At 70.8% G+C, this 24,772-nt stretch carries 23 protein-coding genes; 6 read left to right on the forward strand and 17 right to left on the reverse strand.

All coding sequences use genetic code 11. The features are described 5' to 3' along the window. Positions 1-30: 30 nt before the first annotated feature. Both hemF and PGN23_RS15800 read left to right on the forward strand, forming a co-directional pair. Positions 31-879 (forward strand): oxygen-dependent coproporphyrinogen oxidase, encoded by an 849-nt coding sequence (gene hemF, locus PGN23_RS15795; RefSeq protein WP_335303988.1) that lies wholly within the window; start codon positions 31-33, stop codon positions 877-879. Positions 880-883: 4 nt separating this feature from the next. Then, complete coding sequence (locus PGN23_RS15800; protein WP_335303989.1) at positions 884-1,477, forward strand: GNAT family N-acetyltransferase; 594 nt, start codon at positions 884-886, stop codon at positions 1,475-1,477. On the opposite strand, the gene PGN23_RS15805 is transcribed toward PGN23_RS15800, so the two are convergent. Both PGN23_RS15805 and PGN23_RS15810 read right to left on the reverse strand, forming a co-directional pair. Further along, complete coding sequence (locus tag PGN23_RS15805) at positions 1,447-2,190, reverse strand: hypothetical protein (protein WP_335303990.1); 744 nt, start codon at positions 2,188-2,190, stop codon at positions 1,447-1,449. The two genes, PGN23_RS15800 and PGN23_RS15805, sit on opposite strands and share 31 nt — an antisense overlap. Further along, positions 2,187-3,068 carry a hypothetical protein gene (locus tag PGN23_RS15810; protein WP_335304655.1) on the reverse strand — a complete coding sequence of 294 codons (882 nt, stop codon included), beginning with the start codon at positions 3,066-3,068 and terminating at the stop codon, positions 2,187-2,189. The genes PGN23_RS15805 and PGN23_RS15810 overlap by 4 nt, the downstream gene beginning before the upstream one ends. 9 nt (positions 3,069-3,077) lie before the next feature. Here PGN23_RS15810 and lipB point away from each other — a divergent pair, with 9 nt between their 5' ends. The 3 genes from lipB to PGN23_RS15825 all read left to right on the forward strand — a co-directional run bounded on the left by lipB (position 3,078) and on the right by PGN23_RS15825 (position 5,046). Next, a complete protein-coding gene (gene lipB / locus PGN23_RS15815) occupies positions 3,078-3,743 on the forward strand; it encodes a lipoyl(octanoyl) transferase LipB (protein WP_443019792.1) in 666 nt (221 codons plus the stop codon). 88 nt (positions 3,744-3,831) lie between these two features. Next, entirely contained in the window at positions 3,832-4,092 is a 261-nt protein-coding gene (locus tag PGN23_RS15820; protein ID WP_335303991.1) for a hypothetical protein, read from the forward strand. Positions 4,093-4,341: 249 nt separating this feature from the next. Then, entirely contained in the window at positions 4,342-5,046 is a 705-nt protein-coding gene (locus PGN23_RS15825; protein ID WP_443019793.1) for a hypothetical protein, read from the forward strand. A 43-nt stretch (positions 5,047-5,089) separates the two neighbouring features. Here PGN23_RS15825 and queE read toward each other — a convergent pair whose 3' ends face one another. From queE to PGN23_RS15855, 6 genes are all read right to left on the reverse strand, one after another. After that, positions 5,090-5,722: a 7-carboxy-7-deazaguanine synthase gene (queE, locus tag PGN23_RS15830; RefSeq protein WP_335303992.1), complete on the reverse strand. Its 633-nt coding sequence runs from the start codon at positions 5,720-5,722 to the stop codon at positions 5,090-5,092. After that, entirely contained in the window at positions 5,719-6,417 is a 699-nt protein-coding gene (queC, locus tag PGN23_RS15835) for a 7-cyano-7-deazaguanine synthase QueC (RefSeq protein ID WP_335303993.1), read from the reverse strand. Before queC ends, queE begins: the two co-directional genes overlap by 4 nt. A 453-nt stretch (positions 6,418-6,870) precedes the next feature. Beyond that, positions 6,871-7,668 (reverse strand): transglutaminase family protein, encoded by a 798-nt coding sequence (locus PGN23_RS15840; RefSeq protein ID WP_335303994.1) that lies wholly within the window; start codon positions 7,666-7,668, stop codon positions 6,871-6,873. 13 nt (positions 7,669-7,681) lie between these two features. After that, on the reverse strand, positions 7,682-8,620 hold the full coding sequence (locus tag PGN23_RS15845; RefSeq protein ID WP_335303995.1) for an alpha-E domain-containing protein: 939 nt from the start codon (positions 8,618-8,620) through the stop codon (positions 7,682-7,684). Continuing rightward, positions 8,620-10,197, reverse strand: coding sequence for a circularly permuted type 2 ATP-grasp protein (locus tag PGN23_RS15850; RefSeq protein ID WP_335303996.1), 1,578 nt, complete (start codon positions 10,195-10,197; stop codon positions 8,620-8,622). The genes PGN23_RS15845 and PGN23_RS15850 overlap by 1 nt, the downstream gene beginning before the upstream one ends. A 69-nt stretch (positions 10,198-10,266) precedes the next feature. Next, positions 10,267-12,270: a protein-disulfide reductase DsbD family protein gene (locus PGN23_RS15855; RefSeq protein ID WP_443019815.1), complete on the reverse strand. Its 2,004-nt coding sequence runs from the start codon at positions 12,268-12,270 to the stop codon at positions 10,267-10,269. Between the two features lie 50 nt (positions 12,271-12,320). Here PGN23_RS15855 and PGN23_RS15860 point away from each other — a divergent pair, with 50 nt between their 5' ends. Continuing rightward, positions 12,321-13,955 (forward strand): alkaline phosphatase family protein, encoded by a 1,635-nt coding sequence (locus tag PGN23_RS15860; protein ID WP_335303997.1) that lies wholly within the window; start codon positions 12,321-12,323, stop codon positions 13,953-13,955. A 189-nt stretch (positions 13,956-14,144) separates the two neighbouring features. Here PGN23_RS15860 and PGN23_RS15865 read toward each other — a convergent pair whose 3' ends face one another. From PGN23_RS15865 to epsC, 9 genes are all read right to left on the reverse strand, one after another. Then, positions 14,145-14,627, reverse strand: coding sequence for an asparaginase domain-containing protein (locus tag PGN23_RS15865; protein WP_335303998.1), 483 nt, complete (start codon positions 14,625-14,627; stop codon positions 14,145-14,147). Beyond that, on the reverse strand, positions 14,624-16,663 hold the full coding sequence (locus PGN23_RS15870; RefSeq protein WP_335303999.1) for a M3 family metallopeptidase: 2,040 nt from the start codon (positions 16,661-16,663) through the stop codon (positions 14,624-14,626). Before PGN23_RS15870 ends, PGN23_RS15865 begins: the two co-directional genes overlap by 4 nt. A 279-nt stretch (positions 16,664-16,942) precedes the next feature. Beyond that, complete coding sequence (locus PGN23_RS15875; RefSeq protein WP_335304000.1) at positions 16,943-18,148, reverse strand: hypothetical protein; 1,206 nt, start codon at positions 18,146-18,148, stop codon at positions 16,943-16,945. A gap of 71 nt (positions 18,149-18,219) precedes the next feature. Continuing rightward, the gene (locus tag PGN23_RS15880; RefSeq protein WP_335304001.1) at positions 18,220-18,375 is read right to left on the reverse strand and encodes a DUF2256 domain-containing protein; all 156 of its coding nucleotides are present in this window, start codon (positions 18,373-18,375) and stop codon (positions 18,220-18,222) included. After that, a complete protein-coding gene (locus tag PGN23_RS15885) occupies positions 18,372-19,274 on the reverse strand; it encodes an NAD(P)/FAD-dependent oxidoreductase (RefSeq protein WP_335304002.1) in 903 nt (300 codons plus the stop codon). The genes PGN23_RS15880 and PGN23_RS15885 overlap by 4 nt, the downstream gene beginning before the upstream one ends. A 37-nt stretch (positions 19,275-19,311) precedes the next feature. Beyond that, positions 19,312-20,607 carry an Hsp70 family protein gene (locus tag PGN23_RS15890; protein WP_335304003.1) on the reverse strand — a complete coding sequence of 432 codons (1,296 nt, stop codon included), beginning with the start codon at positions 20,605-20,607 and terminating at the stop codon, positions 19,312-19,314. A 71-nt stretch (positions 20,608-20,678) separates the two neighbouring features. Continuing rightward, positions 20,679-22,232, reverse strand: a complete 1,554-nt coding sequence (locus PGN23_RS15895; protein WP_335304004.1) for a cryptochrome/photolyase family protein — start codon at positions 22,230-22,232, stop codon at positions 20,679-20,681. 86 nt (positions 22,233-22,318) lie between these two features. Further along, positions 22,319-23,569 carry an arsenic transporter gene (locus PGN23_RS15900; RefSeq protein WP_335304005.1) on the reverse strand — a complete coding sequence of 417 codons (1,251 nt, stop codon included), beginning with the start codon at positions 23,567-23,569 and terminating at the stop codon, positions 22,319-22,321. A 273-nt stretch (positions 23,570-23,842) separates the two neighbouring features. Beyond that, positions 23,843-24,760, reverse strand: coding sequence for a serine O-acetyltransferase EpsC (epsC, locus tag PGN23_RS15905; protein ID WP_335304006.1), 918 nt, complete (start codon positions 24,758-24,760; stop codon positions 23,843-23,845). Positions 24,761-24,772 lie beyond the last annotated feature (12 nt).

A 24,772-nucleotide genomic window follows, 5' to 3' on the forward strand; every position in this document is an offset into this window, starting at 1 on the left:
CGCCCGCCCGGTCACGCGATGGCGGCGGGCATGGAGCTGGACAACCAACAAGCCCGCGCGCGCGCCTGGTTCGAGGAATTGCGCGACCGCATTTGTGCCGAGTTCGAGGCGATCGAGCGCGAGGCGGGATCGGACGCCGCCTTCGCCTATATCCCCTGGGACCGCACCGATGCGTCAGGCGAGGGCGGCGGCGGGGGCGGCGGCGGCGTCCGGGGCGTGATGAAGGGGCGCGTGTTCGAGAAGGTGGGGGTCAACGTCTCCACCGTGGGCGGCGCGTTCGAGGGCGACTTCGCGAAGACGATCCACGGCGCGGGCGACGATCCGCGCTTCTTCGCCACCGGGATCAGCCTGGTCGCGCACATGGCCAATCCGCATGTGCCCGCGGTGCACATGAACACGCGCTTCCTGGTCACGACCAGGCGCTGGTTCGGCGGCGGGGCGGACCTCAACCCGCCGCTGCCGGTCGCGGAGGATACCGAGGAGTTCCACGCCGTCCTGAAGACGGCGTGCGATGCGCATGATCCGGCGCATTATCCCCGCTTCAAGGAGTGGGCGGACGACTATTTCTACATCCCCCACCGCCACGTGCATCGCGGGGTCGGCGGCATCTTCTACGATCATCTGGAGGGCGATTTCGACGCGAACTTCGCCTTCACGCAGGATGTCGGGCGCGCCTTCCTCGACGTCTATCCGCGGATCGTGCGGCGGCGGATGGACCAGCCGTTCACCGCCGACGACGTAGGCCAGCAGCGCGCGTGGCGCGGGCGCTATGCCGAGTTCAACCTGGTCTACGACCGCGGCACGCTGTTCGGGCTGAAGACCGGCGGCAACATCGATGCGATCCTGATGAGCCTGCCGCCGGTGGCGCATTGGGACTGACCCCATGGGATTGACCGGCCTTCCCGACGATCACGTCGCGGCGATCGTCACCACGCTTGAGATGACGCAGCGCCCGCCGCTGCGCGCGATGCCCGCCTCCCCGCTGCGGCTGGTGCGCTGGGCCGCGCCCGCGCCGGACAAGTACCGCACGCTCTTCGCGCGGGTCGGTGCGCCATGGCTGTGGTTCTCCCGCCTGGCGATGCGCGACGACGCGCTGACCGCGATCGTCCACGACGCGCGCGTCCATGTCTTCGCGGTGGTCGACCGCGCCGGGGTGGAGGTGGGGATGCTGGAGCTCGACCACCGCACCGCGGGCGCGTGCGAGATCGGCTATTTCGCGCTCGTGCCCGAGCTCGCCGGGCAGGGCCACGGACGCTGGCTGATGGCGCAGGCGCTGACGCTCGCCTGGGCGCGCGACGTGACGCGGGTGTGGCTGCACACCTGCACGCTGGATCATCCGTCGGCGCTCAACTTCTACCGCGCGCAGGGGTTCGTCGCGGTGAAGCGGACGGTGGAGACCTTCGCCGATCCGCGCGTGCTGGGCCTGCTGCCGGAGGACGCCGCGCCTCAGGTGCCGCTGTTGACCCGCAGGCGGTAGAAGACCGCGCCCAACAGCATCGTCGCGACCGCATAGGCGGCGCCCACGCCCGCGACCCCGGCGTCGACCAGCGCCAGCAGCAGCGGATTGCCGTGCCCGGGCGCGCGCAGCCACTCGTCCGCCGACATCAGCGGGACGACCACGATCCACTGCATCAGGAACAGCGTGACCAGCGCGCCGGTGATGCCCCAGCCGTGCCCCCGCGTCATCGCGGCACTGACGCGGATCGCCTGCCACGCGCCGAGATCGTCGCGCCGCGCCAGCACCGGCACCGCCGCGATCAGCCGCGCCTGTATATACAGGCCCGGCAGCACGAACAGCCACAGCCCCAGCCCGACCGGCAGCGCCACGATCATGCTCGCCAGCAGGAACGGCCAGGCCCGCGCCGCCGCCATCCGCAGCGCCCCCTGCGCGGTCGGACGCTTCGGCGACAGCAGCAGCAGCGCGATCGCCGCCACGCCCAGGATGCCGATCAGGTCGGCGAGCAGGAACCACAGCCCGAAATTCTGGCCCCAGGCGGTGACCGCATCGATCCACGCCGCCATCGTCGCCTCATCCCGCGTCTCGGGCAGCGCCGGGATCGGATCGCACAGCAGCAAAGCGGCATAGGCGGGCAGGAAGACGAACATGCCCGCCACCGCCGTGACGGTATCCGCGCTGCGGCGGAGCGTGCGCCACGCCGCGACCAGTAAGGTGGTGAAGGACACGGTCATGCCGCCCCCTCGCCGATGGCGTCCCGCGCGGCGACGTAGAAGCGCGCGGCGAAGACGCCCTGCACCACCGCGAGCCCCGCGCTGACGAGGCCGGAGACGAGCGCGATGACCAGCGCCGCGCCGCCCTCCCCCAGCGTCAGCCGGGCGAGGACGCCGACGACCGACGTCACCGCCGCGGTCACGATGCTCGCGACGACGAGGTAGAGCAGCGACACCCCGACCAGCCGCCAGCCCGCGCCCCCGGTCAGCGCGAAACTGCGATGCAGCGAGCGAAAGGACAGCGGCTCGTTGGCGACCACCGGGATCACCGGCAGCAGGCGGGCGCTCAGCCATATCGCCAGCACGGCGATGCCCAGCGCGACGAGCGAGGACACGCCCAGCCCCGCGGTGGTCATCGCGCCCACGTCCATCGCGGCGGTGGCTTCATTCGCGCGCACGCCGAAGGCGTAGGCGACCGCCAGGACGGGGATGAGCAGGCCGACGAAGAGCAGGCCGATCGACAGCGACGCGATCACGCCCGCGCCCAGCCGCCGCCAGCCGATCGCCTGCGCGCGCGCATGGCCGACCGCCGGATCGCTCGCCACCGCCGCGATCGCGAGCAGCGCGACGATCACCAGCACCAGCTGCGCCAGCGACACCAGCGCGCCGCCCCATGCCCCGCCCCCCGCCAGAGCCAGCGCCGACGGCGCGACGGCGGGCACGACCAGATAGAGCAGCGCCAGCGACGCCAGGATGCCGGCGCGTCCGCGCAGCACCTCGACGGTGGAATCCCACACCGCCCCGATCCGCACCGCCTGCGCGCCCATGCCCGTTCCTTTCGTCACCCGCCGCGCGTAGCCGTCCCCGCCGCGCTTGCCAATCGCCGCGCGGGATCGCATCTGGACATCGTGCAGGGACCGGACGGGATCGAGTGGCGCGTGTCGCCGGGGCTGACCGATTATGCGGCAGCGCTTCGCGAGATGGAGGCGCGCGCCGGCGCGGTCGCCGCGGGAGACGCGCGCGAGCTGATCTGGCTGCTGGAGCACCCCCCGGTCTATACCGCGGGTACGAGCGCGGACCCCAGCGAGCTGGTCGACCCGCGCTTTCCCGTCGTGCCCGCGGGCCGCGGCGGCAAATATACCTATCACGGACCGGGGCAGCGCGTCGGCTATCTGGTGCTCGACCTGAACCGGCGCGGGCGCGACGTGCGCTGCTTCGTCCATGCGGTGGAGGGCTGGGTGATCGCCGCGCTGGCGCGGATCGGGATCGCGGCGTTTCGCGCGCCGGGGCGGATCGGCATCTGGACGATCGATGCCGCGGGGCAGGAGGCGAAGATCGGCGCGATCGGCATCCGCGTGCGCCGCTGGGTCACGCTCCACGGCTTTTCGGTCAACCTGTCGCCCGATCTGGCGGATTTCGGCGGGATCGTGCCGTGCGGGATCGCGGAATATCCGGTGACGAGCGCGCAAGCCGTTGGAAAGCCGTGCGACGATGCAACCTTCGACGCCGCGCTGGCGTTCACCGCCTCGGCATTCCTCGATAGCCTGACTTGTGACGGTGAAATCGAGGCTTGAGAGCCCGGTCATCTGCGATTAACGTCCACGACGATTTGGGGTGAAGGGCCAACAAGGTCACCAAATCCACAGTCTAGGGAGCAATTTCATGCGTGCAGTCATCACCAAGGTTCTGGCTAGCTCGGCGCTGGCAGCCGCAGCACTCGCGGTTTCGGCGTGCGGGTCGAAGACCGAGACCACCGAGAACACCATGATCACCGACATGAACGCCACCGAGGGCATGGACACCATGACCGACAACATGACCGCCGTCGACGGCAGCATGAACGGTGGCATGATGGCTAACGACACCATGATGGGCAACGACGCCATGATGTCGAACATGGGCGGCATGTCGAACGCGATGTAATCTGCCGCACGGCGATTGTATCAGGAGGGGCCGTCCGGGCGACCGGGCGGCCCCTTCTCGTTTCCCGCCCCCTCTCATTTTGAGCAGAGGGATCCGCGATCATTACGCAAGCCAATCGAAATGCTTGCCGGTCGCGCGACGAGCCGAGTCATTCGCGCGATGGAATTCCGTGGTCGCGCGGCGACATTTACCGTAAACAACGCGGCCGTTGGATGACGGGCGGCGGTGCCGCGACGAGGAGTTTCGGGGATGCGTAACACGGGGTACGTCGGCATGGTCGGCCGGCGGGTGGCGAGCGTGCTGCTGGCGGGCGCGATGACGGTGGCGGCGATGCCCGCATCGGCGCAGTTCTTCTTCAAGTCCAAGGATTTAAGCGGTGAACCCGTGACGGGGACCGAGGCCGGGATCGGCCAGCCGCTACCCGGCGCCACGCCGGCGGAGCTGCGCGCGGGCGTGGCATGGAACATGCGCGCCGCGCTGAACGTCGCCGCGCTGCAATGCCAGTTCGAGCCGACGTTGCTGACCGTCAACAATTACAATGCCATCCTGACCGATCACAAGGCGGAGCTGGCGGCGTCGTTCGACACGCTCACCAAATATTTCGCCCGCCTCGCCAAGACCAAGAAGGAGGGGCAGGCCGCGCTCGACCAGTTCGGTACGCGGACCTATTCGGGCTTCGCCACCGTGGCGGCGCAATATGGCTTCTGCACCACCGCCGCGCGGATCGGGCGCGAGGCGCTGTATGCCCCGCGCGGCTCCTTCGGCGACCTGGCGCTGGGGCGGATGCGCGAGCTGCGCAACAGCCTGACGCCGTGGGGCGAGCAGCAATTCCCGGGGTCGCAGGTGATGCCGGCGGCGCTGCCGCGGTTCGACAAGGCCTGCTGGAAGAAGGACGAGTTCGACACCCGCCGGTGCGGCGAGCCGATCGTCCCGGTCGTCTACGCGGCGCGCTGACGTTACGGCAAAGCCCCTCCCCTTCCCGGGGAGGGGAGAAGAATTACCGCAACCCCAGCATCTTGTGCGTCTGGAGCGACAGCCGCCAGCGGGGGCGCTCCATCACCAGCGCCATCGCGGCGTCGACATTCGCCTGACCGCGGACATCGTCCATCGGTTGCAGCAGGAAATGGGCGAAGTCCCACCCCTCGACCGCGGCGAGATCGGTGCCCGGCTGCGGCCAGACCAGCTTCAGCTCGTCGCCGCGGCGCTGCACCACCTCGCTGCCCGCCTTGGGGCTGATGCAGACCCAGTCGATGCCGGGGTGGACCGGCAAGGTGCCGTTGCTCTCGATCGCGATCGTGAAGCCCTGCGCGTGGAGCGCATCGACCAGCGCATCGTCGACCTGGAGCATCGGCTCGCCCCCGGTCAGCACGACGAAGCGCCGCTCGTCCCCCTCGCCCCAGAACGCCGCCGCCGCCGTCGCGACCGCCGCGGCATCCGCGAACCTGCCGCCGCCCAGGCCGTCGATGCCGACGAAATCGGTATCGCAGAAGCGGCAGATGGCGGCGGCGCGATCCTGCTCGCGCCCGGACCACAGATTGCACCCGGCGAACCGCACGAACACCGCACGGCGACCGGCCTGCACGCCCTCGCCCTGGAGCGTCAGGAACATCTCCTTGACGGCATAGGTCATGGCGCGGGCGGCGTCACCGCATAGACGGTGGGATCGGGCACGCCGGCTTCCTGGAAGCCCTTGTGCCGCAGCCGGCAGCTGTCGCACAGCCCGCAATGCATCGCGCCGGAGGCGGGATCGTAGCACGACCAGCTGATCCCCATGTCGAGCCCGAGGCGAGCGCCCTCGCGCACGATATCGGCCTTGGTCATGTGCTGGAGCGGCGCGCGCAGGCGGAACGGCTCGCCCTCGACCCCCGCCTTGGTCGCCAGCTCCGCCAGCGCCTCGAACCCGGCGATGAATTCCGGGCGGCAGTCGGGATAGCCGGAATAATCGAGCGCGTTGACCCCCAGATACAGGTCGCGCGCGCCCGCCGCCTCCGCCCAGCCGAGCGCCAGGCTGAGGAAGATCGTGTTGCGCGCGGGCACATAGGTGACCGGGATCGTCGCGCCGACGCCGTCCTTGGGCACCGCGATCGTCGCGTCGGTCAGCGCGGAGCCGCCGAACGCCGAGAGATCGATCGGCAGCACCACGTGGCGCTCCGCACCCAGCGCATGCGCGACGCGGCGAGCGGCCGCGAGTTCGATATGGTGGCGCTGGTTATAGTCGATCGAGAGCGCGAGGAGCGGATGCCCGGCCTCGCGCGCGAGCGCGGCGGACACCATCGAGTCGAGCCCGCCGGAAACCAGCGCGACCGCAGGAGTGAGGCGTGTCATGATCGCGCGCAGCTAGGCCTTGTCGCCGCGCGGCGCAACCCATCGGCCGGGTGCGGACGAAAAGCGGCGGGATGTCCCGTCGGACATCCCGCCAGTTCGCTTGACCAGCAAGCAGGGAGAGAGCGTGCCCAAGGAGAACACGCGACCCGTATGACGCGAGAGGGTTAAGATTCGGATAACGAAGCGGTGATGCGCCACCGTCCCCGATCGTCATCGCCGCCTCCGCGGGCCCTCTGCGGAACCCAGTTCCTTGTTCCCCGGCGAAGGCGGGATATTTTCAAAATCGCTGCAACAGCGCCGCGTACCGGCCGTGCTCCTGCGCAGGCAGGAGCCCAGGGTCAGGCAGAGCAACGCCTTATCGGACCTGCAACCTTGGGCTCCTGCCTGCGCAGGAGCACGGGGGAGCCTTTCGCAAAGGTCTCGCCTCCGCGGGAACGACGAACGGAAACCGCCCTATTGCGCGCTGACCGTCACCTCGACGTCCAGCTCCTCCTCGCCCTCGCCCAGCCGCGAACCCGCGACCGGGGACGACCCCGCCGCATCGAGCGCGACCGCGACGCGGACGTGATGCTCCTCCGGCGACAGGCCCAGCATGGGGTCGAAGCCGACCCAGCCCAGCCCCTCGACCCAGGCGTCGGCCCAGCCGTGTGCGGTGGCGCGGCCGCCGTCCCGCAGGTCGCAATAGCCGGTGACGTAGCGTGCCGGCACGCCCACGGCGCGCGCGCAGGCGACGAACATCTGCGCCAGATCGCGCGGCGTCGCTGCCTCGCGCGCGAATGCCTGCGCCGCCGTCAGCCCCGGCTCCGGCCGCCCGGTCGACCGCGCGAAGCGACGGCACAGCGCATCGTTGATCGCGTGCAGTCCGGCGAGCGGCACGCGCGATCCCATGATGGTGCGCGCGAAATCGGTCAGCGCGCCGTCCGCCGTCGTGGCGGGCGTGGCGCGCAGGAACAGCGCCGGCGGCAGCGGCTCGAAGGTGCCGTGGAGGATGCCGTCGGAATGGCTCGTCACCACTTCCCCCGCGACCGCGATCTCGATCCGCTCCAGCGGCCCCTCGGCATAGAGCATCGTCGTCAGATTGCCGAAGCCGTCGCGATGCTGGCGCAGCCGCGCGTCGCAATCGACCGAGATGTGCCAGTCCGCCACCGTCTGGTCGTGCGTATTGGGCGGCGTCATCCGCAGCAGCTGGACGATGCGGCCCTGCGGCGCGGTGAAACGATAGGTCGTGCGGTGGTCGATCGAGAGGCGCATCAGGGGGCGTGTATCACAGGTGGAACTTGAACTGGCGGCCGATCGCCTCGTGCAGCATCGCATTTTCCGCGATCAGCGCCTGGAGATGCTGGTGCAGCCCGGCGGCGATGACGTCCCCGGTGCGGGTCTTCACCACGCGCGCCTGACGCGTGCGCGCCATGCGGTCCGCCTCGCCCTGCATCCCGCTGGAGCGCGCCAGCGCGGTCAGCACCGCCACTGTCTCCTCGGTCGAGGCGGCGAGGCTGCGCGGCAGTTCGGCGCGGCTGAGCAGCAGGTCGATCACGTTGGCGGGCTTCAACCCCTCGTTATACAACCAGCGATAGGCGGTGACGGCGGACACCGTCTGCAGGATCGTGGTCCATTGGTCGCGGTCGACGGTGCCGCCCACGCGCTCGCCCTCGGGTAGCAGGATGTGATACTTCACGTCCAGCAACCGCGCGGTATTGTCGGTCCGCTCCAGCGCCTGCCCCAGCCGGATGAACAGCGTCGTCTGGTTGCGCAGCATGCGGTGCAGCGCGCCCTCGAACCCGCGCGTCTCCGCCTTCACCGCATCCATGATCGCTAGCGTCGCGGTGGGATCGAGCCGGCTCATCCGCTGGTCGAAGATCAGCCAGGCGCCGTTGATCGCCTGCCACGCCTCGCGGCTGAGCGCGGTGCGCACCGCGCGCGCATTGTCGCGCGCCATCGCCAGGCTGCGCAGGATCGACCCCGGATTGGTCGCGTCGCCGATCAGGAAACGGGCCACCTCCTCGCGCGAGAGCGACAGCCCGCGCGCGGCGAAGCCGGCCTCGGTCTCGGTCACGGTCAGCGCGGAACGCCACGCATCCTCCCCCGCCGAGCGCGTCGACAGCACGTCGAGGCGCAGCGTCGCCTCCACCAGCCGCGCGATGAAGTCCGCACGCTCGATATAGCGGCCCAGCCAGTAGAGCGACGAAGCGGTACGACTGAGCATCAGTGATCGCCCCCGTCCACCTTGGTGTGCGTCGGCTCCGGCGTGTCGGGCTGCGCGGGCGGCTCCGTCGTCTGCGTCATCGCGGAGAAGCCGCCGATCCCGGCCATTCCCTGCGTCATGCCGGGCGAGGTCTGCGTCATCTCTGAGCGCTTGTCCATCAGCACGAAACTGTCCTTGGTCCCGCCGCCCTGCGACGAATTGACCACCAGCGACCCCTCGCGCAGCGCGACGCGGGTGAGCCCGCCGGGCACCACGCGCACGCCCTGCGACCCGGTCAGGACGAAGGGGCGGAAATCGACGTGGCGTGGGCACAGCCCGCTATCCGCCAGCGTCGGCACGGTGGAGAGCGCGAGCGTCGGCTGCGCGATATAGCGCTGCGGCTCCGCGACCAGCGCGGCGCGGAACGTCTCCACCTCCGCCTTCGACGCGGTCGGGCCGACCAGCATGCCGTATCCGCCCGAGCCGTCGACCAGCTTCACCACCAGCTGATCGAGATGGTCGAGGACGTATCTCAGCGCCTCCGGCTCGCGGCAGCGGTAGGTTTCGACATTGGGCAGCCTGGGCTCCCCGCCGGAGTAGAATTTCACGATCTCCGGCATGTAGCTGTAGATCGCCTTGTCGTCGGCGATGCCGTTGCCCGGCGCGTTGATGATCGCGACATGGCCCGCGGCATAGGCCGCGATCAGCCCCGGCACGCCCAGCATCGAATCCGCGCGGAAGACCAGCGGGTCGAGGAAGTCGTCGTCGACGCGGCGATAGATCACGTCGACGCGGACACGCCCCGCGATCGTGCGCATGTAGACGATGTCGTCGTCGACCACGAGGTCGGCGGCCTCCACCAGCTCGATCCCCATCGAATCGGCGAGGAAGCTGTGTTCGTAATAGGCCGAATTGTAATGGCCCGGGGTCAGGACGACGCAATTGGGGTTCTGACCCGCGCTGCGCGGCGCGACCGATCGCATCGTCTCCAGCAGCATGTCCGGGTAGCTGTCGACCGCGGCGACGCGGAATTTGGAGAACAGCTCGGGGCACAGCCGCACCATCGCCTCGCGGTTCTCCAGCATGTAGCTGACGCCGCTCGGCGTGCGGGCATTGTCCTCCAGCACGTAGAATTCGTCCGGCCCGGTGCGGACCAGATCGATCCCGCAGATATGCGCCCACACGTCGTGCGGCGGGCGGAAGCCCGCGATTTCGGGGCGGAATTGCGGATTGCCCAGGATCAGGTCGGGGGGCAGCACGCCCTCCTTCAGGATGCGGCGCTCTCCGTAGATGTCGACCAGGAAGGCGTTGATCGCCTCGACCCGCTGGACCAGCCCCTCCGACAGACGCGACCATTCGTCGGCCAGGAAGACGCGCGGCACGATATCGAACGGGATGATCCGCTCGCTCGCCTCGCTCTCCCCGTACACGGCGAAGGTGATGCCGAGCTGGCGGAAGGTCGTTTCGGCGGATTGCTGGCGTCGTCGCAATTCGTCGGGCGGCGTCTCGCTCAGCCAGCGGTGCAGCTCCGCCAGTTCCGTACGGGTGCTGCCGCCGTTCGGCGCCCCCATGACCTCGTCGAACGCCTGTGTCCCCATCGGTCCCCATAACGCGCGTGTTGCGAATTGGCCGCATGCTGCGTCACTTTGCTGCGGCGCACAAGTGTCCTATTTCAACGCCGCGAGCATGCCCGTCGTCAGCACCTGCGGCATGACCCGCGGCTCTGGCGCGCGGGGGGCGTAGAAGAGGTACAGCGGCACGCCGGCGCGGTTGTGGCGCTCGATGAAGCGCCCGAGCACCGGGTCGCCATCGGTCCAGTCGCCGACCAGTACCGCCACCTTATTGCGGCGGAACGCCTGCGCGGTGGCGGCGGTCTCGATCGCGGTCTTCTCGTTCACCTTGCAGGTCAGGCACCAGTCGGCGGTGAAATAGGCGAAGACGGGACGCCCCTGTGCGCGCAGCGCCGCCAGCCGCGCCTCGCTGAACGGCTCGGCACCGGCGAGCGCGAGCTCCTGCTTCGCCGCCGGGCGGATCGTCGCCACCGCCGCGGTGGCCAGCAGCGCGCCCGCGGCCGCGATCCAGCCGCCGCGCGCCAGCCCCGCCAGCTGCCGCCGCCCCGCGATCCACAGCGCCAGCGCCAGCAAGAGCGCGGCGGCGAGTCCCAGCGTCATGCCGTCGACCCCCGCCTGCCGCCCTAGCACCCAGGCGAGCGCGAGCGCGGTCAGGAACATCGGCACCGACAGAATGCGCCGCACGCGCCCCATCCACGCCCCCGGCCGCGGCAGCCGCCGGCGCAGCGCGGGCACGAAGCCGATCGCGAGGAACGGCAGCGCGATCCCCAGCCCCAGCCCGGCGAAGACGAGGATCGCCGCGACCGGGGGCAGCACCAGCGCCGCGCCCATCGCCCCCGCCATGAACGGCCCCGTGCACGGCGTCGCGACGAAGGCGGCGAGCGCGCCGGTCATGAAGGCGCCGGTGGCCCCGCTCCGGCCCGCGAACTCGGGCGTCGGCAGCTCGAACAACCCCGCGAGGTTGAGCGCGATCGCCACCGTCACCAGCAGCAGCACGCCGATGACGCGCGGATCCTGCAACTGGAACGCCCAGCCCGCGCTCGATCCCGCCGCCCGCAGCCCCAGCAGCAGCGCACCCAGCGCGACGCACACCGCCACGACGCCCGCGGTATAGGCCAGCGCCTCCGCGCGCGCGTGGCGCTCGCTCTCGCCCGAGCGCGCGAGCCCGAGCGCCTTGAGGCTGAGGATCGGGAAGACGCACGGCATGACGTTGAGCAGCAGTCCGCCGAGCACCGCGCCCGCGAACGCGACCAGCGCCGCCTGCCAGTCCGCCCCGGAACGCGGCATCGCGACCTCGCCCGGCTGCGCCGTGATCGACAGGCCGCGTCCCTCCCCCGTCGCCAGCACGCCCGCGATCGTGCCCGTCGCGGGCGTGGCCGCCCCCTTCGTCTCGACCACCACGCGGTCGCCGTCGCGCGTCACGGTCTGCGCCGCGGGATAGTCGGTCGCGCCGGCGGCGGCGGGATAGAACCACGCCTCTCCCAGCGCCGCCTCGCGCGGATAGGGCACCGACAGGCGGAAGCGGTCGCCCGCGCGGCTCCACGTGGCGGCGGCATCCAGCGGGCGCGGCAGCGCGCTGCGCCAGGCATCGAAGCGCGCGCGCGTCGCGGGCGCGATCGCGCCGTCGCCGACCGTCAGCACGGTCGACAGGGTCTGCGTTTCGGGCACGCAGATTTCGGTGGTGCAGACGAGATAGTCGATCTTCGCCGTGACCGGCAGCCGCGTCCCCCCGGCGAGCCCGGCGGGGATCGTGAGGCGCGTCAGCAGCGCCCACGGCTTTTCATAGACGTGGTTCATCAGCCCCGCGATGACGAGGCGCTGCGGCACCGGATAATCCAGCGGCGCCGCGGTGACGCCCGCGGGCAACGTCCAGTCGACGCGCGTCTCCACCCCGGCATCGCCGGGGTTCTTCCAGTATCCGTGCCAGCCCGGCTGCGGCGTCGCCGCGAACGCCAGAGCCACCTCCCGCCCCGGCGCGGGGGTCGTGCTCTCCGCCACCAGCTGAATCGCGACGTGCCGCGCCGGCTGCGCGGCGGCCGGCAACGCGCAACAGGCTGTCATGAGGATGAAAAGCGCCGCGCGCACAGCTTGCCTGAGCATCATCCGCGGCTCATAGCCGCAACCGATCCCTCTTGCATCAGGCCCGCTCCATGAAAGCGCTTCTCGCCGCCCTCCTGCTCACCACCACCGCCGCGCCCGCGATGGCCCAGACGGCAGCGGCCCCCGCTCCGGCCGCGCCGCGCATACCGCCGAAGCTGATCGTCGCGATCTCGGTCGATCAATTCTCCGCCGACCTGTTCGCGCAATATCGCAACCGCTTCAGCGACGGCATGGCGCGGCTGGCGGGCGGCGTGGTCTTCCCGGCGGGCTATCAGAGCCATGCCGCGACCGAGACGTGCCCGGGCCACTCCACGATCCTGACCGGCATGCGGCCCGCGCATACCGGGATCGTCGCCAACACCTGGCTCGACCAGTCGGCCGTCCGCCCCGACAAGCTGGTCTATTGCGCGGAGGACGAGACCGCGCCCGGCAGCGACCACGAGAAATACACGCCGTCCGACATCCACCTGAAGGTGCCGACGCTGGGCGACATGATGAAGCGCGCCGATCCGCGCACGCGCGTCGTCTCGGTCGCGGGCAAGGACCGCGCCGCGATCATGATGGGCGGGCACGACACCGACCAGATCTGGTTCTGGGGCGGCAAGAGCTTCATCTCGCTCGCCGGGCGGCAGGAGCCGGCCGTGGTGACGCGCGCCAATACCGCGGTCGCCGCGCTGCTGGCGGCGCCGCAGGAGGCGCTGCCGCTGCCGGGCTATTGCAAGGGCCTGTCGCAGCCGATCGCGGTCGGCGAGCAGACGCTGGGCACCGGCCGGTTCGAGCGCGCGGCGGGCGACGCCAAGGCGTTCCGCGCCTCGCCCGCGCTCGACGGCGCGGTCTTCGCGCTGGCGGCGGGACTGATCCAGGACATGAAGCTGGGGCAGGGCCCGGCCACCGACCTGATCGCGATCGGCGCGTCGGCGACCGATTACGTCGGCCATTCGCGCGGCACGCAGGGGGCCGAGATGTGCATCCAGATGGAGCAGTTCGACCAGACGATCGGCGGCTTCCTCGCCTTCCTCGACCAGCAGGGCGTGGATTACGAGGTCATGCTGACCGCCGATCACGGCGCACACGACATGACCGAGCGGCAGGTGCAGCGCGCGATGCCGATGGAATCGCACCTCGACCCGGCATCGATGGCGAAGACGGTGGGCGCCGCGATCGGGCGCGACCTGGGCATCGCCGGCCCCGTGCTGCTCGGGCCGGAGGGCGACGTCTATATCGCCGATTCGGTGCCCAGGGCGCGGCGCGCGCAGGTGCTCGCGGAGGCGAAGCGCCGCTATCTCGCGATGCCGCAGGTCGCCGCCGCGCTGACCCGCGACGAGATCGCGGCGACGCCGATGGCGACGACGCCGCCGGAGAACTGGACGTTGCTGGAGCGCGCGCGCGCCTCGTTCGACCCGCAGCGCTCGGGCGACCTGACCGTGCTGCTGAAGCCGCGCGTCACCTCGATCATCGCGCCGGCGCCCTATTATGTCGAAACGCACGGCAGCCCGTGGGATTACGACCGCCGCGTCCCGATCCTGTTCTGGCGCAAGGGGATGACCGCGTTCGAACAGCCGCTGTCGGTCGAGACGGTCGACATCGCCCCGACGCTGGCGGCGACGATCGGGCTGAAGGTGTCGGGGCTCGACGGACGCTGCCTCGATCTGGATGCGGGTGCGGGGGATACCTGCGCGCGGTGACGTAGCGCGCGGATAGCCCCATCTTCAACGTCACCCCGGACTTGTTCCGGGGTCCAGGATTCCGCGCCCCGACGGTCGGTAAGGCGCATGGGCCTCTGGATGCCGGGACAGGCCCGGCATGACGGGGCGGATTTGGTGAATGGCCCGCCCGTTTCACCCGTCACCCCCGGCGCAAGGCCGGGGTGACGATCACGCCGCGACGAAGCTGTTGATCGAGCGATCCTTGCGCACCTTCGCGCCGTCGAAGATCGTGCCGTTCATCGCGATCCACACCCCCGGCCGCGCCACCTGCGCCGCGGCGAAGGCCATGCCCAGGTTGAAGGTCGCGTCGCTCTCCGCGAACCGCGCCGGCGCCAGCGCGCCGACCAGCACCACCGTCTTGCCCGCGCCGTCGCCCAGCGCGTGCGCGGTGTCGGTCATCGTGTCGGTGCCGTGGGTGACGATCACGCGCTCCTCCGGCGCCTCGCGCACCGCCGCGACGATCGCGCGGCGGTCGTCGTCGGTGATCTCCAGGCTGTCCTTGCGCATCAATTCCCGCACGCGGAACGCGGGCGCGACGCGCGCGGTGCGCAGCAGCCGCTCCACCACGCTGTCGCCGATCTGATACTCGCTCAGCGCGTCGAAATACAGCTTGTCGATCGTGCCCCCGGTGGTGAGGATCAGGATGCTCACTTCTCCACCACCTCCAGCAGACCGTGCCGCGCCAGCATCGCGGTGGGATCGGCATCGCGCCCGCGGAACGCGCGGAAGCTGTCGGCCGCCGGTCGCGTCGCGCCCTTCGCCAGCACTTCCTCGCGGAACGCCGTCCCCGTCGCGCGGTCGACCAGCCCGGCCTCGGCAAAGCGCAGGAAGCCGTCCGCCGCCAGCACCTCGGCCCACAGATAGCTGTAATAGCCCGAGGCGTAGCCGCCCGCGAAGATATGCGCGAAGCCGTGCGGGAAGCGGTGCCATTCCGGCGGGCGGATCACCGACACCTCGTCGCGCACCGCCTCGATCACCTCCATCGGGTCGCTGCCCAGCGTGCCGAGGTGAAGCAGCAGGTCGAACAGCGCGAATTCCAGCTGGCGCACGATGAACATGCCCGACTGGAAACGGCGCGCAGACACCATCTTCTCGAACAGTTCGGGCGGCAGCGGCGCGCCGGTCGCGTGATGCCCCGACATGCCGGTCAGCACCTCGCGGTCCCAGGCGAAATCCTCCATCAGCTGGCTGGGCAGTTCCACCGCATCCCATTCGAACCCGCTGGTGCCCGCGATCGACGGGCGATCGACGCGGGTGAACAGATGGTGGAGGCAATGCCCCGTCTCGTGCAGCAGGGTGACCACGTCGTTGTGGCTCAGCAGCGAGGGCGCGGCACCGCCGGCCGGCGCGAAGTTGCAGACCAGATAGGCGACCGGCACGCGCACCATGTTGCCGTCATGAAGCCGCGGGCGCGCCTGCGCCATCCACGCGCCGCCGCGCTTGCCGGGGCGGGCGTGCAGGTCGAGATAGAGGCCGGAGAACACCTCGCCCGCATCGTCCACCACATCGAAATAGCGCGCATCGGGGTGATACAGCGCGACGTCGGTGCGTTCGACCAGCCTGATCCCGAACAGCCGCCCCAGCAGCGCCTGCCACCCCGCGGTGACGCGCTCGACCGGGAAATAGCCGCGCACCTCCTGCTCGTCGACCGCGAAGCGCGCCTGGCGCAGGCGGTTGGCGGCGAAGCCGGCATCCCAGGGCTGAAAATCGGCGATCCCCAGCGTCTCCGCCGCGAAGGCGCGCAATTGCTCCAGATCGCGCTCCGCCGCCGGGCGAGCGCGCTTGCCGAGGTCGCGCAGGAAGGCCAGCACCTCGCCCGCATTGGGCGCCATCTTGGTTTCCAGCGACCAGGCGACGGGATCGGGGAAGCCGAGCAGCTTCGCCGCTTCGCGCCGCAGCTCCAGGATGCGCGCGATCCGCGGGCCGTTATCGTATTCGCCCGCGTTCGGCCCCTGGTCGGAGGCGCGGGTGCCATAGGCGCGGTACACCGCGGCGCGCAGGTCGCGATCCTCGGCGAAGGTCAGCACCGCGTTGACGCTGGGCTGCTGGAGCGTGACGAGCCAGCCGTCCAGCCCCTTCGCCTGCGCGGCGGCGGCGAACATCGCCTTGTCCGTGTCGGACAGGCCGGCGAGCCGCCCCCCGTCGGTGAGGTGCTCGCTCCACGCGTCGGTCGCGTCGAGCAGCGCGCTGCCGAACTCCGTCGAGAGCGTCGACAGCTCGACCGAGATCGCGGCGAAGCGGTCGCGATCCTCCGCGTCGAGGGCGACGCCCGCCAGCGTGAAGTCGCGGATGGCGTATTCCACCGCGACGCGATCCGCCTGCGGCAGGTCGGCGAAGGCGGGGGACGCCTGGAGCGCGGTCAGCACCTCGTACAGGTCGCGGTTCTGCGCCACCGCCATCGAATGCTGGACGAGCTTCTCCTGCCCCGCGGCATGCGCGGCGCGCAGCTCCGGCGTGTCCGCCACGCCGCGCAGGTGCGACACCGCCGACCAGAGCGCGTCGATCGCCGCCTCGGCGCGCTCCAGCGGCAGCCACGCCTGATCGAACGTCGTCGGCCGGTCGCGGGTGACGGTGGCGACCGCATCGGCATGGCGCGCGATCGCGGCGTCGAGCGCGGGGGCAATGGCGTCCGGCGTGAGCGCGGTGAAGTCCGGCAGCGCCAGCGGATCGAGCAAGGTAGAGGTCATCGGGTCGTCCTATCGTGATGCCGACAGGATAGGAATGCGCGGCGTTTGTGGGAAGTGTTCGGGGCAAACCGTCATGCCGGAACAAATCGAAAACCTCTGCGAACGTCGTGGATCGATCGACAATGTCGCCGTTCCCCGGCGCAGGCCGGGGTCCAGTTGGCGTGGCTTTTCCGTCTGTTACCACCGTCCCCCAGCTGGGCCCCGGCCTTCGCCGGGGAACAAGGAACTGCGTTTCGCAGAGGTTTCGAACACGTCCGGGGTGACGGAGGTATCAAACGCTCACAGCACCCAGTCGAACTGCAGCCACAGCTTCTTGGTATCCGCGCCGAATCCCTTGGCGCGGTAGTCGGCATAGCGCAGGCTGGCGAGCGTGCGCCCCAGCTTGCCGGCGGCGAGCAGGTCGATCTCGTCGCCATATCGCCGCACCAGCCGGTCGCTGTCGAAACGGTGGTACACCGCCTGAAGCGACACGCCGCTCCACCGCCCGACCTGCTTCCACCCCCAGCCGGCGCTGGCATAGGCGTCGCGGATGCCGTCGGGCGGGGTGGTGGTGAACTTGTCGGCCCAGCCCTGGAACTTGAAGATCGCCGACAGCGGGGTCTGGAAGCTGGTCAGCGCGCGGCCGTCATCGGCCCCCAGCACCTCACGCCCCGCGCCGACGCGCGGGCCGCCCAGATCGAGCGCGACGTCCGCCATCCAGTAATCGGCGCGGAAGCGATTGGGGTTGCGCGCATAGTCGGACTGACGCGCATAGCTCCCCTGCCACGTCAGCCTGGCCTGGCCGAACGCGCGCGATCCGACGAGGCGCGCGCCATAGGTCTGGCTGGACAGGCGGAAGCCCTGCAATGCCGCCTCGTCCAGGTCGAGCAGATAGGAGAAGCCGGTGACGGTGCCGACCGGCGTCGCGACGCCCAGGGTGGCGAAGACGGTGTCGCCGCCGATCGAGCGCGGGCGCGCGCCGGTGCCGTCGATGCCCCAGACGGTCCACACGTTCCACACATAGGTGACGTCCGCCGTCACCCCCTTCAGCGGTTCGAGCTGCGCGCGCACCGCGTCGAAGGTCTGGCCGTTGTTGCGGATCGCCGCGCCGCCGACGAAGCGTTCGTCCTCCAGCATGATGCGCTGCCGCCCCGCGGTGACGGTGGCACCGGGCGCGCGATACTGGATCTGCGCGCGGTACAGCGCGATGCTCTGCGGATCGCCGATTAGCGGGCGGAGGGTCGAAGGTCCCTCCACCCCGTTGTAATAGTCTGCGACGATGGCGAGATTGCCCTGCGCCTCCGCCAGCGCCGACCAGCGCCCGCGCGTCGCCTCCAGCCCCGAACGGACACGCACCGTCACCGCGTCCGAGTCCTGCGGCAGGTCGTCCTGCTCGACATGCTCCTCGCGCAGCCGCGCCTCCACCACTGGCTTCAGCGCGACCGTCTCCGCCACTGCCGGAGAGGCGATGGCGAGCAGCAGGCACGAGGCGGCAAAACAGCGCATGGAACGACGAATCCGGTGGGTGAGGCGCCCCTTCCTACAGCTTTGAGGGTAAGCGAACAGTAACCCTGTCGCTAGGCGGCATCGCCCTTCCCCCGCGCGCTCGTCCGGCACCGATCCGAGCAATATTTCACCTGATCCCAATCGCGCGCCCATTTCTTGCGCCAGGCGAACGGACGCTGGCACACGACACAGGTCTTGGTCGGCAGATGCGGCTTGCGGTGGGTCATGCGCTGCGCCGGATCGGCACGCGCGCGGCGAGGTCGTTGCGGATCGTCGTCGCCGCCACCCCGCCCTCGCCCATGGCGTGGCTGATCTGGTCGAGCCCGAGCACCACGTCGCCCGCGGCATACAGGCCGCGGACGCCGGTGCGCTGGTGCGCATCGACGATCATGCAGCCGTCGGGGCTGACCTCCGCCCCCAGCATCCGCGCCAGCCCCGAATGGATCGCGGAACCCATCGCGGGATAAGCGGTGTCGAAGGCCCGCCCGCCGATCAGGATCGCGTCGTCCGCCAGCGCGATCGGACCGCACGGGACCTCCGCGACGGCGACGCCCGCCGCGTCCAGCGCCGCCCGCGCCGCCGCGTCGAGGTCGTGCGCGCCATCGGGGGCGATCAGCGTGACGTCGGCGGTATAGCTGCGCAGGAACAGCGCCTCCCTGACCCCGCGCTCGCCCGTGCCGATCACCGCGACGCGGCGGTCGGTCACCTCGTAACCGTCGCAGATCGGGCAATAGCGCAGCAGCCCGCGCGCCAGCGCCGCATCATGCATGGCATCGTCCATCGCGGGACGGTGGTTGGTCACCCCCGTCGCCAGCAGCACCGCGCGCGCCGCCACCTCCTGCTCCCCCGCCGCCGCGGCGAAACCGTCCTCCAGCCGCACCAGCGCCGTTACCTCGGCATCGATCAGCCGCGCGCCGTAGCGGGCGGCCTGATCGCGCATCCGCCCGACCAGCTCCGCGCCGCCGATGCCCTCCGGGAAACCCGCATGGTTGCGCGTCCGCGGGATCAGAGTCGCGCGCCCGCCGCCGCGGTCGGCCACGACGACCGACAGGTGGAAACGCGCGAGATAGATCGCCGCGGTCAGCCCGGCCGGGCCACCGCCCACGATCAGCACGTCCACCCTCATGCGCGCGGCAACGGCAGGCGCGCGCGGCGGTTCCCGCTCAGGCGGTCCAGGGGGTCAGGTCGTCCTCCGCCCCGATCAGCGCGAGGCCGTGCGCGATCGACGTCAGCTCGCCCCCGGTCGCGATCCGCTCCTCGCCGAAGCGGCGCAGGAACAGCGCGCGGATCGCCGGGATCAGCGAGGAACCGCCGGTCAGGAACACGCGGTCGATCGCCTCGACCGGCAGCGCCGCCTTCGCGAGCGCGGCGTTCATCGCCGCCTCGATCCGGCGCAGGTCGTCGGCGATCCACGCCTCGAACGCGTCGCGGCGCACCTCCGCCTCGATACGCACGCCGCCGCCCTCGAACCGGAACGGTGCCACCTCCGCGTCCGACAGCGCGCGCTTCACGCGGCCGACCGCGTCGTAGAGCGGAAAACCCTGCTCGTTCTCGATCAGCGCGATCATCCGCCCGATCGCCGCGGGGTCGAGCGCGTCGCGCTGGAGCCGGCGCAACTCCTCCAGCGTGCGGCGATTGCGCATCATCGCCAGGCGCGACCAGTCGGCGACATCGTTGAAATAGCCGCCGGGGATCTCCAGCAGCTTGCCCATCGAGCGATATTGCCCGCCCTTGCCCAGCAGCGGCAGCACCAGCTGCGTCACGATCCGCTGATCGAAACGGTCGCCCGCGATCCCGACGCCCGCGCTGGCGAGCGGCACGCAGCGCCGCGCCGCGCCCGGCGCCGCGACCCGCACGATCGAGAAATCGGTCGTGCCCCCGCCGAAGTCCGCGACCAGGATCGTCGCGGGCTCGCTCAGCCGCGTGGCATAGCTGTGCGCCGCGCCCAGCGGCTCGTAGACGTAATGCACCTGCGCCCCGAACGCGGCCATCATCGCATCGTAGCGCGTCCGCGCCAGCGCCGCGTCCGCGCGCGCCCCCGCATATTCGACCGGACGCCCGACGACGACGCGCGCGGGGCGCCGATCCAGCTGCCCGCCGGCGTGCATGACCAGCTTCTGCAACAGCAGCCGCCCTATATCCTCGAACCGGAACGGCTTGTTGAAGATCAGCGCGCGGTCGAACAGCGGGCTGGCGGCGACGCTCTTGAACGACTGAATGAAGCGGCTGTCGAGCGGCGACTGGAGATATTCGTCGATCGCCCACGGCCCCGCCTCGCTGGCGATGCCGTTCCAGCCCTGCTCGTCCTCCCAGAAGCACAGCGCCGAGCGGAACACCGCGCCCGCCGCCGCCTCGCCCGCGAACTCGATCAGCCGCGACCGTCCCGCGCCGTCCGCCGCCGCGACGACGGTATTGGTGGTGCCGAAGTCGAGCCCCAGCGCAACGATGTCGTCGGCCACGCGGGTGCTCCTTCGATCACCGGGAAAGGGCGGCGCCTATCGCACGGTGCGGGGGCGCGCGCAACGACCGCTCACGACCGCGCCCAGCCCGGCCGTGCGGGCGCCAGCGTGGCCAGGAACGCCGCCGCGCTGTCGCGGTATGCCGCCCGCGTGTCCGGCGTCATCCGGTTCCACGTCGCGTACATGTTCGCCATCCGCCGGTTGCGCGCGAACCGCCGCTCGTGCCGCGCGAGGAAGTCCCAGTACAGCGCGTTGAACGGGCACGCGCCCTCCCCGGTCTTCTTCTTCACGTCGTACCGGCACGCCCCGCAATGGTCCGACATGCGGTCGATATAGGCGCCGCCCCCGGCATAGGGCTTGGTCGCCATCCGCCCGCCATCGGCGTGCTGGCTCATCCCGATGACGTTGGGCAGTTCGACCCATTCATAGGCGTCGGCATAGACGACCAGGAACCAGTCGGCGACCTCCTGCGGCCGTACGCCCGCCAGCATCGCGAAATTGCCGAGCACCATCAGCCGCTGGATATGGTGCGCATAGCCGTGGTCGCGGGTGTTGCGCACCGCCTCCGCCACACACAGCATGTCGGTGTCCCCCGTCCAGTAGAAGTCGGGGAGCGCGCGCGTGGCGCCCAGCGCATTGGCGTCCGCCACCTCGGGCATCTCCAGCCAGTAATAGCCGCGGACATATTCGCGCCAGCCGATGATCTGGCGGACGAAGCCCTCCGCCGCGTTCAGCGGCACGTCGCCCGCGGTATAGGCCTGCGCGGCGGCCGTCGCGACCTCCAGCGGGGTCAGCAGCCCCAGGTTGATCGCGGGGCTGAGCCAGCTGTGGAACAGCCAGTCCTGCCCGGTGACCATCGCATCCTGAAACGTGCCGAAATGCGGCAGCGCGGTGCGGACGAAATGCGTCAGCGCGCGGCGCGCCTGTGCCGCGGTGACCGGAAGCGCGAACCCCTCCAGCCGCCCGAAATGGTCGCCGAAGCGCGCGGCGACCAACGCCATCACCTCGCGCGTGATCGCATCGGGCGCGACCGCGAGCGGTTCGGGGTAATTGACCCCGCGCTTGGGGGGCGCACGGTTCTCCTTGTCGAGATTCCACCGGCCGCCCTCCGGCTTGCCGTCGGCCGTCATCAGCAGCCCGGTCTTGCGCCGCATCTCGCGGTAGAAGAACTCCATCACCAGATCGTTGCGCGACTGCGCCCAGGTCTGGAACTCCAGCAGCGAACAGATGAAGCGGTCGTCGGGAATGACCTCGACCGGCACGCCGAGCGAGCCGGCCCAGCCGTCGATCATCTCCTTCACGCGCCATTCGCCGGGCTCGACGATGCGGACCGCGCGCGCGGCATGCCGCTTCACCGCGCGCGCTACCTCGCCGGTGAAGCTGCCGGTGTTGGCCGGATCGTCGAGCCGGATATAGTCCACGCGCCAGCCCGCCGCGCGCAGCTCGTCGGCGAAATGCCGCATCGCCGACAGGATCAGCGCGATCTTGCGCTGGTGATGGCGGACATAGGTCGTCTCCTGTGCCACCTCCATCAGCAGCACGACCGCCTCGTCCGGCGCCACGTCGCGCAGCGAGGCGAGGCCGTGCGACAGCTGGTCGCCCAGCACCGGGATCAGGATCGTCATGCGCGCGCCAACGCGTGAGCCCCGTGCGCGGGGGCAACGCCGGACATCGGGTGTGCGTTTACCCGTCATCGCGAGCGGACTCGCCGCTACCCGATCAGCAGCCGCGCGCCCAAAGCGACCGCGAGCGCGGGGAACATCGTCACCGCACCGACCTTCAGGAAACGCCGGAAGCCGACGTCCTCGCCCTCCCGCCGGATCGCCTGCAGCCACAGGATGGTCGCCAGCGACCCGGTGATCGACAGGTTGGGACCCAGGTCGACCGCGATCAGCAGCGCATCGACCACCAGCCGCGGCGGATGCGCCTGCGCCACCGCCTCGCTCGCGATCAATCCGGCCGGCAGGTTGTTGACGAGGTTCGACCCCACCGCCAGCGCGCCCCCGGCGACCGCCGCCGCCTGCGTCGGATCGGCGGACAGCGCACGCAGCCACGCCGCGATCGCCGCGATCACCCCGCTGCGATCGAGCGCCTCGACCAGCACGAAAAGCCCCGCCACCAGCGGCAGGACGCTCCACGAGACGTCGCGCGCGATCCCGAGCGGCGAGGTGCGCGTCATCGCCGCGACGAACAGTGTGGTCGCCACCCCCGCGATGCACGTCGGCAACCCCAGTGCGCGGTCGAGCGCGGAGGCCGCCAGCAGCACGGCCGCGGTCGCGACGATCCCCGCCAGCGCCGCCTTGCCCCCCGACGACAGCGCGTCGCGCGCCACGTCGGTCGCGCAGGTGCCCGCGATCCGCGCCCGCTCGGCCCAGCGCAGCGCGGCGAAGGTGACGACGATCGCACCGAGCGAAGGCCAGGCGAACGACGCGAACCACTGCCCCAGCGGCGGCATCGTCCCGCCATAGAGGACGAGGTTCGCCGGGTTGGAGATCGGCAGCACGAAGCTGGCGGCATTGGCGACCAGCGCACAGGCGAACAGCAGCGGCAGCGGATCGGCGCGGGCATGGCGCGCGGCGGCATAGACCGCCGGCGTCAGCACGACCGCGGTCGCGTCGTTCGACAGGAACGTCGTCGTGACGACCCCCGCGGCATAGACCAGCGCGAACAGTCGCGGCGTCGAGCCCCTCGCATGGCGCACCGCGGTCGCCGCGACCCAGTCGAACAGGCCGTGCCGCCGCGCGGTTTCGCTCAGCAGCATCATGCCGATCAGGAAGAGATAGACGTCGCCGCCCTTCCCCGCCGCGGCGATGGCGGCGGACAGCGGCAGTAGCCCCGCGACGAGCAGGACGACCGCGCCCAGCACCGCCCAGATCGCCTCCGGCCAGCGGAACGGGCGCACGATCACGCCCGCGGTCGACAGCGCGCAAATGCCCCAGGTGGCGGTGGTGGCGAGGATCATGCACGCGTCCGTGACGAAGAATGAACGCCGCGGCAACGGCGGTCGTGGGCAGAAGGTCCGTCCAGCCTCCCCCGTCATCCCGGCTCAGGGCGGGACCTTTGTAAAAGTCTCCACCGTGCTCCTGCGAAGGCAGGAGCCCTGGGTTGCCGGTCCCTACAGGCGTCGTTCTGCCTGACCCTGGGCTCCTGCCTGCCCAGGAGCACGGCGTGGGCTCGACGCCGTTGCACCCGTTTTGCAAACGTCCCGCTCAGGGCCGGGGTGACGGGAGCAACCTCAGCCCCGCACGTCCTCGGCCACGACATGCCCCGGCGGCAGCGTCGCCGCGACGGTCGCGCGCTCCGCACAGGCCTGATGGATGGCGCTGCGCGGCGGTACGCTTTCGGTCAGCCACACGTTGCCGCCGATCACCGATCCCGCGCCGATCGTGACCCGCCCCAGGATCGTCGCACCGGCATAGATCACGACGTCGTCCTCGATGATCGGATGGCGTGCGATGCCCTTGATGAGCGCGCCGTCCTCGTCCGCGGGGAAGCTGCGCGCGCCCAGCGTCACCGCCTGATAGACGCGCACGCGCTCGCCGATCACCGCGGTCTCGCCGATCACCACGCCGCTGCCGTGGTCGATGAAGAAGCCGCGCCCGATCGTGGCGCCCGGATGGATGTCGATCGCGGTTTCGGAATGCGCCAGCTCCGCGATCATCCGCGCGACCAGCGTCATCCCCTGCCGGTACAGCTCGTGCGCGAGCCGGTGGCACAGGATCGCGGTGACGCACGGGTAGCACAGCAGGATCTCGTCGACGCTGCGGGCCGCGGGATCGCCCGCGAACGCCGCCTCGACATCGCTGTCGAGCAGGCGGCGGATCGCGGGCAGGCGCCGGGCGAAGGTGGCGACGACCTCCTGCGCGCGCGCCGGATCGGCGCGATCGTAGAGCAGCTCCAGCCGCACCTGCTGCGCCAGCCGGTCGAGCGCACGCGCCAGCGTCTCGCGCACATAGCCATGCTCGTCCGCGGGCGGTGCGCCGTCATGCCCCAGCCGGGCGGGGAACAGCGCGGCAAACAGGTCGGCCACGACGCCGCGCATCACCTGGCGCGACGGAAACCCCGCCTCGCCGTGGCGGGGGTGCGCGGCGCGCCAGTCGTCGCGCGCGGCGCGCAGTTCCGCGGCGATGTCGTCGATCGGCCAGTCGCTCACGTCGTCCTCCCC

This window comes from Sphingomonas adhaesiva (assembly GCF_036946125.1).
Lineage (GTDB): Bacteria > Pseudomonadota > Alphaproteobacteria > Sphingomonadales > Sphingomonadaceae > Sphingomonas > Sphingomonas adhaesiva_A.